The 12,559-nt window shown below is 66.5% G+C and carries 9 protein-coding genes; 1 reads left to right on the top strand and 8 read right to left on the bottom strand.

Features of this window, described 5'->3' with window-relative positions; genetic code table 11:
- Nucleotides 1-483: 483 nt before the first annotated feature.
- Nucleotides 484-2,574, bottom strand: a complete 2,091-nt coding sequence (locus tag OHA42_RS13490) for an Hsp70 family protein (RefSeq protein ID WP_406237222.1) — start codon at nt 2,572-2,574, stop codon at nt 484-486.
- A gap of 577 nt (nt 2,575-3,151) precedes the next feature.
- On the opposite strand from OHA42_RS13490, the gene OHA42_RS13485 reads away from it, so the two are divergent.
- Nucleotides 3,152-3,913 carry an SDR family NAD(P)-dependent oxidoreductase gene (locus OHA42_RS13485; RefSeq protein ID WP_406237220.1) on the top strand — a complete coding sequence of 254 codons (762 nt, stop codon included), beginning with the start codon at nt 3,152-3,154 and terminating at the stop codon, nt 3,911-3,913.
- Between the two features lie 290 nt (nt 3,914-4,203).
- On the opposite strand, the gene OHA42_RS13480 is transcribed toward OHA42_RS13485, so the two are convergent.
- The 7 genes from OHA42_RS13480 to OHA42_RS13450 form a co-directional block, all read right to left on the bottom strand.
- Nucleotides 4,204-5,787, bottom strand: a complete 1,584-nt coding sequence (locus tag OHA42_RS13480; protein ID WP_406237219.1) for an FAD-dependent oxidoreductase — start codon at nt 5,785-5,787, stop codon at nt 4,204-4,206.
- A gap of 1 nt (nt 5,788) precedes the next feature.
- Nucleotides 5,789-6,793 (bottom strand): diiron oxygenase, encoded by a 1,005-nt coding sequence (locus tag OHA42_RS13475; protein ID WP_406239331.1) that lies wholly within the window; start codon nt 6,791-6,793, stop codon nt 5,789-5,791.
- 142 nt (nt 6,794-6,935) lie between these two features.
- Entirely contained in the window at nt 6,936-8,090 is a 1,155-nt protein-coding gene (locus tag OHA42_RS13470; RefSeq protein ID WP_406237217.1) for an Hsp70 family protein, read from the bottom strand.
- A gap of 533 nt (nt 8,091-8,623) precedes the next feature.
- Nucleotides 8,624-9,619 (bottom strand): sulfate ABC transporter ATP-binding protein, encoded by a 996-nt coding sequence (locus tag OHA42_RS13465; protein ID WP_328410611.1) that lies wholly within the window; start codon nt 9,617-9,619, stop codon nt 8,624-8,626.
- Nucleotides 9,620-9,641: 22 nt separating this feature from the next.
- On the bottom strand, nt 9,642-10,448 hold the full coding sequence (gene cysW, locus OHA42_RS13460) for a sulfate ABC transporter permease subunit CysW (protein WP_406237216.1): 807 nt from the start codon (nt 10,446-10,448) through the stop codon (nt 9,642-9,644).
- The gene (gene cysT, locus OHA42_RS13455; RefSeq protein WP_406239329.1) at nt 10,445-11,284 is read right to left on the bottom strand and encodes a sulfate ABC transporter permease subunit CysT; all 840 of its coding nucleotides are present in this window, start codon (nt 11,282-11,284) and stop codon (nt 10,445-10,447) included. The genes cysW and cysT overlap by 4 nt, the downstream gene beginning before the upstream one ends.
- A gap of 107 nt (nt 11,285-11,391) precedes the next feature.
- Nucleotides 11,392-12,438, bottom strand: coding sequence for a sulfate ABC transporter substrate-binding protein (locus tag OHA42_RS13450; RefSeq protein ID WP_406237214.1), 1,047 nt, complete (start codon nt 12,436-12,438; stop codon nt 11,392-11,394).
- Nucleotides 12,439-12,559: the final 121 nt, after the last annotated feature.

Below are 12,559 nucleotides of genomic sequence, written 5' to 3'. Positions count from 1 at the left end.
CTCGGTCATTCAGACCTACCGACCCGGCGCGGGCGCGGTCATCCACTCGCTTGCGGGGGAGTAGGCCACACGACTTGATTCGATGTGCCGGCCGATCGCACGAGAGGCCGTTTCCCTATGACGTCCCGGGCCGACACCGCGAACACCGCGGGACCGACCAGAGCGAAGGCGGCGATGACGACCATCGCTCGAGCGACTCCCCGCACCCGTCCGATGCGCACCGACGAACAGCGCGTACACGGCCGGATACACCTAGCAGAGTTCGGTTGGCGTGGGTCCGCCGCATCCACGTCACGCTCGCCGCCGCCCTGGTCGTCGGCCGACATTCTTGGTTGCCGGCAGGCCGATGGCCAGGTAGGAGCTGGACCGGCGGATGGCATGGCCGACAAGCGCAAGGCAATGGCACGCGACCAGCTCGCGGACGGCCGGTGGGCAGTCGCTTACGTACGCGTCGGTGCAGCTCTCGAAGTCCTCGACTCGACTTCAGCGGCCGCGCGCACCACCACCGAAACCACCTGCGCCGCCCAAACCACCCGCGCCACCCGCGCCGCCCAAACCACCCGCGCCACCCAAGCCACCCGCGCCACCCAAGCCACCCGCGCCGCCCGAGCCACCAGAGTGGCCCGAGAAACCACCACTCGACGAAGCTCCACCTGAACTCGCGCCACCCGACGAAGCTCCACCCGAATCCGCACCGCCTGGGTAAGCACCGCCGGTCGAGACCCCACCCGAGGACGCACCACCCGAAGTGGCTCCGCCAGACGATGTTCCGCCAGTCGAGGCAGCACCGGGCGCAGCTCCCCCAGAGCTTGGACCACCCGAAGATGTCCCACCGGATGCACCCGACGACGAACCGTCCGCACCTCCGGAGGACGCGCCACCGGACGAAGCTCCTTCGGAGGAAGCACCACCCGAGGTGTCGCCGCCGGACGATGCGCCACCCGAGGCTGTGTCGGAGGACCCGCCGCCGGAAGTCGCACCACCGGGCGTTGTTCCCGACGTGGAACCGGAGGTGCCCCCGGAGGCTGGAGTGTCGGTCGCACCACCGGACGTCGGACTACCAGTCCCACCGCCGGACGTCGGGGTACCAGTCGAACCACCGGACGTCGGACCACCAGTCCCACCACCAGACGTCGGACCGCCAGTCCCACCACCAGACGGAGTTCCCGTGCCGGGAGTCGTTGGGGTGGTGGGGCCCGGATTGGACGGGGCGGGAGCAGGAGTCGTGCCCGGGAAGCCGGGCGGGAAACTGATCCTGGGAATGACGGGGACACCCGGCGGCAGGTTGAGGTCGGGTGCGGGAATGAAAGGCAGCGGGTTGATGAATTGAGCCGGGTTGGCGTAGGTGCCCAGGCCGGATTGCGGTGTGTCGCAACAGGATCGTTGGTTCTCGTGGGGGCGGGGGCCGGATTCGGCCAGCGTAGGGCCGAATCGGGTCGACCGGGCGACAGGTGCGATCGCCAGACCGGAGGGGATATAGGTGACCGGCCGCGATCCCGCGCCCCCGGTTCGCCAGAGCTTGTCGAGCGATCCGTCGCCGCTGGGTTCGTACAGCAGCGCGTCCGCGGGAACGTCGATGCCCGGTAAGAGCTCGAGCGCCGGGGATAGGCCGGTGTCGACAGGTCCGCCGAACACGGTGACGGCCGAGACGGCGATCGCGGATGCGACTGCGGCGCTGGAGAACACCGTGGGGTGCGGCACAAAATGATTGCCGGTGACGGCGGGGACGAAGGTGCGCGCGGCGTAGTAGGCGGCGCCGGCGGCGACGGTCTGACCAGGATCGGCCGACATCACCACGGGGCGACCGAGTTCGGCGAGCGTCCGCGCGACCTCTGCCGGCCGGCCTGCACCGCCGATGAGCAGGATGCGTCCGATATCGGAGAGGGTGAGGCCGGTCGACTGCACACACGCCCGCACCACATCGAAGGAATCGCGGATGTGCTCGGTGCGCAACCCGTCGACGTCGACGATCGACGTCAGCGATAGCGGCGCGGTGCGACCGGGCTGAGCGTATCGAGCGATCATCGACCCGAGCGGGCGGCCGCCGAAGTCGTAGGAGCGCAGCGGCTTTCCCACCATCGGATGGTCTTCCCAGTCGGGCCCGACCCGGACGACGGTGACATCCAGACAGGTGCCGCCGAGGTCGTACACCAGCATGAAGCCGGATTCCAGCGGACCCTGCTCCTGCTCGAGCCACTCTGCTGCGGCCACCGGTTCGGGCACCAGCAGCACGTCTCGCGCTCCGGCGAGATCCATGGCCTGACGCAGCAGCGCGACCTGTTTGTCGGAATACGCTGCCGGATAGGTCGATACGGCGCCCGCGATCGGCTCGACCGCCTCGATCAGGCCGTTCACCACGGCGGCAACCAGATTGGCGGGGGACCAGATCCGTCCGCCGACGATCACCGGCTCCGGATCGCGCGCCAGATCAGCGAAATCACTGACCGCCATACTGAATTGGGGTATCCCCCCGATTCTGATGCCGCCCGCGCTGTCGAACGTCACCGCCGAACGTCGAGTGCGCACCGATGGCCGGGAGCGTCCCTCGCTCACCGAAGCCGATACGGAGTTCACTGAACCGATGCTGAAGCCCACGCCAGTAGTCATTTGCTATCCCGTCAACGCACCGTGACCACGTCCATCACACAGGAAATCCATGTGGCCGCGGTCGTCTTCCAAACAGCCCCCACAGGTTAACTGGTTACCGGCCAGTACGGATGCTGAATTGATATGGAAAATTTGGCCGCCGTTGACATTCCATCATTTGCCCAGGTAGACGGGTTGCATAAGCGCGATTCAGACCCCTCGACGACGGCGATTCGACTGCGGCAAGGCGGATTCCGCTACCACACAGCGACCTGGATATCCATTTTGGATGCACCACTGTCGCCACTTGGCAGCCTTCGATCAAACCCGGACAACACACACCGACCGGTCGGTAACCAAATCGTTGCCAGTGCCGTGAATTTCGTGGCACGCGCGCCCCGTTCGATGAACATGACATGTCAAATGCAACGGCGGTTTTCCGCCAGCACCGCACTACCGCTGCGGCTTGACTGAGTACAGCGATGCGGCGCACGACCGAGACAAGATCCAGGTCTGCAGCTACATCCGACATGAAAAGGCAAGGACGAGAAGGGAACTGAAGACGATGTCTACACGCTTCGCGGAGAAGGTCGTGCTGATCACCGGAGCGAGCTCGGGGGTGGGCAAGGCTGTGGCCCTGCGCGTCGCCGCCGAGGGCGCGGCAGTGGTACTCGGCGCTCGTGGCAAAGACGCAGGCGAGCAGGTCGCCTCCGACATTCGCGCGGCGGGCGGCCGCGCGCTGTTCGTGCCGACCGATGTCACCGTCGAAGCCGACGTGGCCCGGCTGACACAGGCCGCGTTGACCGAATACGGCCGCCTGGACGGAGCCTTCAACAACGCGGGCGCGATCAACGCCTTCGGTCCGGTCTCCGATATCGAGGAGTCGGGCTGGCGCGCCGATATCGAGCTCAACCTGACCAGCGTGTTCTACGGTCTGCGCCACCAGGTTCCGGCATTGGTCGCCTCCGGCGGCGGCGCGATCCTGAACAACGCCTCGAACCTCGGCGTGGTGGGCATGGGCCAGGTGGCCCCTTATGTCGCGGCCAAGCACGGCGTGATCGGGCTGACCCGCGCGGTGGCGTTGGAAACGGCCGAACAGGGTGTGCGGGTGAACGCGATCGTCTCCGGCGCGATCGACACGCCTGCCTTCCGCAACTCGATGGGCGCGACACCGGAGGGCGAAGCGGCCATTGCCGCACTGCATCCCCTCGGCCGAATCAGCAAGCCCGAGGAAGTCGCCTCGTTCTGCGCGTACCTGCTCAGTGCTGAAGCAAGCTTCGTCACCGGCGCGGCACTCGCGATCGACGGCGGGTTCACAGCTCGATAAGTATCGCGTCCTTGTGGACAGGCGCGGCACCTCGGCTCGAACACGCCCTCATCGCGTGGCCGCCGGCCGAGGTGCCGACAACCGCTCTGGCGACCCTACCGCGTGATCGCGGCCGCCGGACCGAGTCCGGACAACAGTCCCGCATTCGGTCCGAGAGCGCGCCGGCCGAGGGCAGAAGGCGATCCGGCAGTGCCATGGCGGTCTGCGACTGTGCGTATCAGACCGCCCCCGCAGCCGTTGCCGCCCGTACCCACCGATCTGCGGGTTGCGAGGGGCAGCTCGGCCTGCGATCAAGCGCGGGCAAGCAGTCGGCGGATCGGGCCGGGACGCTGAGCCGCCCCTGTCGCGTGCACCGCAGGCTGACGGTTGCGCACCAGGCGATCGAATTCTTTGGCACTGCTGCGGGGTTCGCGCAGCAGACCGGCGTTGAAATCGTCGGCCAACTGCTGCACCGTCTCCTGCGCACACGACTTGTTGGTGCCGATGAAGCCGGTAGGGCCGCGCTTGATCCAGCCGGTGACGTAGGCGCCAGGAAGCACCGATCCGCCTGCCTCCTGTAGGACACGTCCGTTCCGGTTCGGGATCACCGCGGTCTGGTCGTCGAATGGCAAGCCGGGCAACGCAACACCGCGATAGCCCACCGATGTGAGGACAAGTCCGGCGTCGATCCGCTCGGTCTCCCCCGTTGCGACGGCACGTACCCGGCCGTCCGGATCGGTGCGGAGTTCGTTGCGACCGACCTCGATACCGGAGACCTCATCGGTGCCGAGAATTTCGGTCGGTGCGGCCAGGTAGCGGAAGATGATCCGTTTGCGGGCACCGAACGGCCGGTCGGCCACGCTGCGCAGCAGTCGCAGCTTCTGCTCCACCTGGTAAGGCAGGCCCTCGGCCGGTTCGGGCAGCTCGCCCTCGATGGCGATATCGACATCGGCACCGAGCAGACCCACGAATTCCGGAACGGTGAAAGCAGATTCGGCAGGACCACGGCGGCCGAGGATGACGACCTCCTCGATCTTGCTGTGCCGCAACGCCCGCAACGCGTACGGCGCGATATCGGTGCCTGCCAACGACTCCGGATCGCTGGCGAGGATGCGCGCGACATCGAGCGCCACATTGCCGTTGCCGACGATGACGACCCGGCGTTGCGACACATCGAAGGTGTCGCCCGCATGATCGGGATGCCCGTTGTACCAGGCGACGAAGTCGGTGGCGGAGACATTGCCCGCCAACCCCTCACCGGGGATACCGAGCTTGCGATCCGAGGACGCACCGACCGCGTAGATCGCCGCATGGAAGTGCCCGAGCAGCTCCTGATGCGAAACATGCTTGCCCACTTCGACATTCAGATAAGACCTGAACCCGGGCTGCGCCGAGATGACGTCGAACAGCTCGCTGACCTGCCTGGTCTTGCCATGGTCCGGCGCGACGCCGTGGCGGGCGAGCCCATAGGGCACGGGCAGGCGATCGAAGACGGTCACCGACACGTCGGGCTGGGTCAGCAGCTCATCGGCCGCATACATCGCCGACGGCCCCGACCCGACGATCGCCACCCGCAGCGGCTGGCGTTCGGTATGGATCTCGGCCGCGGGCACCGGCCGCGCGAGCAGCGGACGCGGGCGCGCCTGCCGGTAGAAGTCGGCGTTGATCTCGATGAACGGCTTCTGCTCATCGGTCAGCTTCTTCGACGAGGTGATGGCATCGACAGGGCAGGCGCTGGCGCAGGCACCACAGTCCACACACGCCTGCGGGTCCACGTACAGCATCTCCGCCGTCAGGAAGTCCGGTTCGTCGGGCGTGGGATGGATGCAGTTGACCGGGCAGGCGTAGACGCAGGACGCGTCGCTGCAACAGGATTGCGTGACAACGTAGGGCACGTCAGGCAGCCTTGCCCGCGCGCAACGGCTCCGAACGGTAGCGGGTGGTGTGGCCGTCGATCCGGAGCAGCTTCCAGACCGCCTTGGAGATCGGGTTCATCAGGCCGATGTCGTTGGCCAGGGTGCGCACGTCGGCGAAGTAGTCGCGGAAGACCTGCTTGGCTTCCTTGGAGCCGTAGAACAGCTCCTTGCGGACCGACTGCGGGATGTCGAACTCCTTGAAGAACGTCTTCGGCGGCGTCGCGATCGAGCGACCGAGGATCCACATGACGATCGGCATCGCAACCGACAGCACCAGCTTGCTGGCCGGGTTCGCCTCCGGCACATGCTTCTTCAGGAACTCGTGCGCGAAGGAGATATGGCGCGCTTCCTCGGCGACGTGAATGGCCATCACGCCGAGCATGATCGGATGGACCTCTTCGCCGGAGCGCAGGATGGCCTTCTGGATGTGGTCGATCGGCTCTTCGCCGGCCAGCACCGCCATGAAGAACAGATTCGGGAACAGCCCGGCCACCGGAGCACCGAGGTACTTGAACTTGCTCACCAGCGGGCCCATACCGGGAACGTCGACGCCGATCCGGTTCACCATCTCCTGGAACATCAGGGTGTGGTTGTGCTCCTCGATCATTTCGTGGGAGCAGTAGCGGAATTCGGGCGAGCCGTTGGGCAGGCCGAAGTTGTGCGTCGCCATACCGCTGATGAGGATCGACTCGAACTGCAGACCGACCTTGGCTACGTTGGCCTGACGGTACTTGCCGATCTTGATCTTCTCCTCGTCGGAGAGCGCGAGGTACCAGGGATGGCGGCCGAGGGTGTCGCCGGACATCGGCAGGATCCACCGCTCTTCGCCGGCGTCGGCCGCGTAGTCGGGGTTGTCCCAGTCGATGTCCTCGAACGGGTCGAAGTGCTTGTTGACCGAACCCTCGGAGAGCAGCAGCAATTTCGCTGCGTACTCCTGCGCCTTCTCCAGATCGGGATCGACTGCGGGCGTCACGGCTGCAGACATCGTCGTCACTGCCTCTCCTCATGGGACCAGTTACCTGTTTCCCATGGTTACACCAACGACGGCGGCAGTCAACCCGGCACCCACTCGGCCTCCCGGCGGCGAGCCGGATACTCGCCACCGCAGCCGCTCTCCCCCCGCGTGATCACACCCCGAGCTGCGACAATCCTGCGACCACCGAATCTGCGGACAAGGCGAGGACAAGCGCGACACCCCCCGCCGACATCCCCGCCGCAATGGCGACCTTCGTCAGCCTGCGCCGCGTCCGTCGTGACAACAACAAGGCCCTCGTCGTCGCCCTGCGGTGCGACCCGCGATGTTTGCGCCCGTGCGGAACGCCCGCTGCCTCCTCGACAGCGGCCGCCGACCTGCGTGCCATGATCGCGGCACCGTCGGCGATCGTGCGCTCCGGATCCGGGGCTGTGATCACCGGGCGCGCCAACTCACCTGCCAGCACCTGAGAGACCTCGATCGGCCGAGCCGCGCCACCGACCACCAGTACGCAGTCCACATCGGCCATCGTCACGTCGGCCATGCCGAGGCAGCGATACACCAGTTCCAAAGAGCGGCGCACATGCTCGGTACGCAACGCGTCGGCGGTCGTGCCGGTGACCGCCCCCGACAGCGAGGCGGCGACAACACCGGTCCCGACCCGCTCGGCAACCAGCGCGCCGAAGGCGCGGCCGCCGAATTTCGGTGAGCGCAGCGGGACGCCGACGATCGGATTGTGCGGACGGCCCGCGCCGACTCGGACCAAGGTGACGTCGAGGGTGGACCCACCTAGGTCGTAGACCAGCGCCAGCCCCGGCATGAGCGGGCCGCGCGTGGCTTCCAGCCAGGTCGCGGCGGCGACCGGCTCGGCGATCAGCGCCACATGCCCGAGAGCGACGGCATCCAGTGCCGCGCGCAACTCGGCCAGGTGATCGTCGGTGTAACCCGCCGGATGGGTCAGCGCGATCCCGGCCTCGACCGCCCGGCGATCGCGCCGCGCCTCGGTGATCAGACATTCGGCGACCACTGCGACCAGGTCTGCGGACGACAGGGCGCGGTGCCCGACTCGGGCCCGCAAGGTGGTGCGCTGGGTGAGGTCGGCGAATTCGGTGATGGCGCGACCGTGCCGCGGAATCATGCCGACCCGCGCCATTCCGGTGCTATCGAAGATGAGTGTGGTGCGGCGGGTGATGGCGGGCGAACGCTCGGCGGCGGAGCGTCGCCCCGGCGGAGCCTTGGCCGAACCCTCCTGCGCCAGAGCGGAAACCGTGTTCACTGTGCCGATGCTCAAACCGAGACCAACCGCCATCGCAATCCACCTGATCGCCGAGCCGATTTGCTTCGAACCCTACTAACGCAACCATTTGGCGACCCGCCTGCCAACCACCGGACATACGATTGTCCGCATCCCGCCTGCACCGACACACGTCGTATAGCGAAGGCACCGAGCGCCGCTCACCTGCCGCGTTGGGCCCAACTTTGCGCAGCCAGCCGGATTTCCTTACGGCGCGGCGAAATTCGAGGATGCCCTGTCCGAGTTAGCCAGCCGCGGAGCAGACCGTCCAGTTGCCAACAAATACACGTTCCGCCCCGCAATATGGGCACAGCGCCATCCCGTCCGGCAACAAGACAGCACCGACCCAGTTACCACCTGGCTGAATCCCTCCACGGCACAGGCACTTCCGGATCTCCACCGGGTGCACATTCGCCCGGTGCGTGACGATTTCCGTGACCATGTCCGCCGCCTACTCCTGCCGCCTGAGCAAAGAGCGTCGGGAACGCTGGGTTGCGACCTTCCAGAGGGGCCCGTGCACGAAGTCCCGCACGTGCACCTGAAGTGCCTTATCCGGCGGGCAACTCCGGAATACGGGTGGCACGGGCGAAGACCGTCTCCCCCTCGTTCAGGTGCAACGCCTCGGCATCGCCGCGAGTCACCTGAGCCGCGAACAGATCGCCGGTGGCGGCGTTGCGCAGCTCGACACGCACCTCGAAGCCCAGATGCACGATACGTTCCACGGTCGCCCGGGTGACACCCGCCGATTCCGCGGTGCCCTCGTGCGCGGCCAGCGCCATGCTCGCGTCGCGGCCGACTCGAATATCGTGCGGACGCACCAGGTGTCCGTTGAGCCGAGCCACCGCACCGAGGAACGACATCACGAATTCGTTGGCGGGACGGTCGTACACGTCCTCCGGAGTACCGACCTGCTCGATGCGCCCCTTGTTCATCACCGCGATCCGGTCGGCGACGTCGAGCGCCTCCTCCTGATCGTGGGTGACGAGCACGGTGGTCACGTGGACCTCTTCATGCAACCGGCGCAACCAGGTGCGCAGATCCGCGCGAACCTTGGCGTCCAATGCGCCGAACGGCTCGTCGAGCAGCAGCACCTGCGGGTCGACGGCCAGCGCGCGCGCCAGCGCCATGCGCTGACGCTGACCGCCCGACAGCTGTGCAGGGTAGCGATGCTGGAAGCCGTCGAGGCCGACGATGCCGAGCAGTTCGTCGACCCGCTTGGCGATTTCGCCCTTCGGGCGCTTGCGGATCTTCAGCCCGAACGCCACGTTGTCGCGCACCGTCATATGTTTGAACGCGGCGTAATGCTGAAACACGAAACCGATGTCACGCTTCTGCGGCGCCACCCTCGTGACATCGCGCCCCGCGATCACGACGACGCCGGAGTCGAGCGACTCCAGCCCGGCGATCGACCGGAGCAGCGTCGACTTGCCCGAACCCGACGGTCCGAGCAGCGCGGTCAGCTCTCCGGAGGGGATGTCGATGGAGACATCGTCGAGAGCGGCGAACGAACCGTAGTTCTTCTTCGCGTTGTTCACGGTAATCATGGGTGGCCTCCGGCAAGGGTGATCACTTGGTGCCCCGCTTACGTTCGAGGAGGGTCATCAGCAGCAGTACGACGAGCGCGATGCCCATCAGCAGGGTGGCGGCGGCATATGCGCCGAAGGTGTTGTGGTCGTTGATGTATCGGCCGTGCACGAGCAGGGTCAGCGTCTGCGACTTGCCGGGCAGCGCGGAGGACACCATGATCACCGCACCGAATTCGCCGAGCGCGCGAGCGACGGTGAGCACAACGCCGTAGGTCAGGCCCCAGCGAATCGCGGGCAGCGTGATGCGCCAGAAGGTCTGCCACCGGGATGCGCCGAGCGTAGCCGCGGCTTGCTCTTGATCGTCGCCGATCTCGTGCAGTACCGGCTCCACCTCACGCACCACGAACGGCAGTGTGACGAAGATGGTGGCGATCACCATGCCCGGCAGATTGAAGATCACCTTGAAGCCGAGGTCCTCCAGACCGCCGAACCAGCCGTTGGCGCCCCACAGCAGGATCAGCGCGACGCCGACCACGACCGGCGAGACGGCGAACGGCAGGTCGACGATGCCCTGAACCAGCGTGCGGCCGGGGAACTTACCGCGCACCAGCGCGAGCGCGGTGACGATGCCGAAGATGACATTCACCGGCACCACGATCGCCACGATGATGATCGAGAGCTGGAAAGCGGAGATCGCCGCGGGCGTGGTGATCGAGTCGATGAACGCGCCGACGCCCTTCTCGAAGGTGCGCCACAGGATGATGATCAGCGGCAACACCAGCAGGATGAACAGATAGCCCAGCGCGATGATCCGCAACGAAATGCGGGTCAGTGGAGAAAATTTCATCGAGCGGCCTGTTCTTTACGCGCACTGCGCTCGGCAAGCAGCCGCAGCACGAACAGCGCCACGAACGAGATGGCGAGCAGCGTGACCGACACCGCCGCCGCGTTCACCGGCCGGTCGATCTCGATCTGCTTCTGGATGTACTGCGAGGCCATCTCCGTCTTGCGTGGAATGGCCCCACCGATCAGCACCACCGAGCCGTATTCGCCGATGGCACGGGCGAAGGCGAGGCCGCCGCCGCTGATGACGGCGGGTGCCAGGGTCGGCAGCACAATCCGTCGGAAAGTGGTCCAGTTGTCCGCGCCGAGTGACAGTGCGGCCTGCTCCACCTCGCGGTCGGCCTCGATGAGCACCGGCTGCACCGAGCGCACCACGAACGGCAGCGTGACGAACGCCAATGCCACGATCAGGCCGGGCTGGGTGGCGTTGAGGTGGATGTCGATCGGGCTCTGCGGCCCGTACAGCGACAACAGCACGATGCTGGCCACGATGGTCGGCAATGCGAAAGGCAGGTCGATGAGTGCGTTGACGACGCCCTTGCCGGGAAATTCGTCGCGGACGAGCACCCACGCGATCAGCGTGCCCATCACAACGTTGATCACCGCGACCACCACCGACACCAGGATGGTGATCCGCAGCGAGTCGAGCGCGGCGGGTGCGGTGACGGCGTCCCAGAACCCGGACCAGCCGTTGTCGAAGGACGTGACGGTAAGGGCGGCCAGCGGCAACAGCACGATGATGCTGAGCCACAGCACGGCGGTGGCGATGCCGAGCGGGCCGACCGAGCCGGTGACCCGCAGCCACGACCAGTTGACGCGCCCGGGCGCTGCGGCGGGCACTTTCGCGCCCGCCTCTACGGAAACGCCGGAACCGGGCGCGGGCCCGGTTCCGGTGTTGCTGCTGTCTGTCACAGTCTCGAGTATCCCGTGTGGCTCAGGTCACCGAGCTACTTGGTGGCCTTGTCGTAGATGACCGCGACAGAGCCGGTGTTCGCGGTGAACAGCTCCTTGTCCACGGTCTTCCAGCCACCGAGGTCGGCGATGGTCCACAGCTTCTGCGGGGTCGGGAAGTCCTTGGCGTAGTCGGCGGCCACCTTCGGGTCGACCGGGCGGAAACCGGCCGAGGCCCACGCCTTCTGGCCCTCGGGGGTGAACAGGAAGTCGCGGAAGGCAGTGGCCTTCTCCAGGTTCTTGCTGTTCTTCAGTACGGCGACCGGGTTCTCGATCTTGAACGTGGTCGGTGGGACGACGTGCTCGATCGGGTCGCCGTTGCGCTCGGAGAAGAGCGCCTCGTTCTCGTAGCTGAGCAGCACATCACCGGTGCCTTGCAGGAAGGTCTCGGTGGCCTCGCGACCGGACTTCGGCTGGACCTTCACATGCTCCTTGGAGATGAGCTGGCTCAGGTAATCGAGGCCGGCCTGCGGGTTCTTGCCGCCATCGCTCTTGGCGGCGTACGGGGCGAGCAGGTTCCACTTGGCCGAGCCGGAGCTGAACGGGTTCGGGGTGACCACCTCGACGCCCGGCTTCAGCAGGTCATCCCAGTCCTTGATGCCCTTCGGGTTGCCCTTGCGGACCACGATCGCGACGACCGAACCGAACGGAATTCCCTTGGTGGCGTCGGCATTCCAGCTCGCGTCGACCAGACCCGCGTCGACCAGTCGGGTGATGTCGGGCTCCACCGAGAAGTTCACGATGTCGGCCTCGGCGCCGTCCTTGACCTTGCGGGACTGGTCGCCCGAGGCACCATAGGACCCGTTGACCTGGACGTTCTTGCCTTTTTCGGTCTTGTTGAACTCGGGGACCACCTTGTCGAAGCCCGGCTTCGGCACGGCGTAGGCAAAGAGGTTCAGGGTACCGCCGCTGCCGTCGGAACCACTACCTCCGACGGTGTCACTGGCTCCACCGCCGCACGCGGTGAGTGCAACCGCCGCGATCGCTGTGAGAGCGGCAGCGCCGTAGCGTCGACGCGGCGAGAGCCAAGATTTGCGAGACATCTGGGGTGGACCTTTCCAACGGAACCGTCACTGCCGGCACGGCGATCGATGACGGAGGAGCTGATGCTGATCGGTAGACCTGCCGCTGCGGCAGTGGCGCGACTCTCGGCCGGACGGCCGT

This window comes from Nocardia sp. NBC_01009, from assembly GCF_045208035.1.
In the GTDB taxonomy this organism is placed as follows: domain Bacteria; phylum Actinomycetota; class Actinomycetes; order Mycobacteriales; family Mycobacteriaceae; genus Nocardia.
Note: the sequence above shows the minus strand (reverse complement) of the source record. Positions and strands in the feature narration are given on the sequence as shown.

What these genes read in the sequence shown, in the direction of transcription:
- OHA42_RS13470 (WP_406237217.1), bottom strand. Translation starts at nt 8,090, where the DNA reads ATGGCGGTTGGTCTCGGTTTGAGCATCGGCACAGTGAACACGGTTTCC.
- OHA42_RS13450 (WP_406237214.1), bottom strand. Translation starts at nt 12,438, where the DNA reads ATGTCTCGCAAATCTTGGCTCTCGCCGCGTCGACGCTACGGCGCTGCC.
- OHA42_RS13475 (WP_406239331.1), bottom strand. Translation starts at nt 6,793, where the DNA reads ATGTCTGCAGCCGTGACGCCCGCAGTCGATCCCGATCTGGAGAAGGCG.
- OHA42_RS13485 (WP_406237220.1), top strand. Translation starts at nt 3,152, where the DNA reads ATGTCTACACGCTTCGCGGAGAAGGTCGTGCTGATCACCGGAGCGAGC.
- OHA42_RS13465 (WP_328410611.1), bottom strand. Translation starts at nt 9,619, where the DNA reads ATGATTACCGTGAACAACGCGAAGAAGAACTACGGTTCGTTCGCCGCT.
- cysW (WP_406237216.1), bottom strand. Translation starts at nt 10,448, where the DNA reads ATGAAATTTTCTCCACTGACCCGCATTTCGTTGCGGATCATCGCGCTG.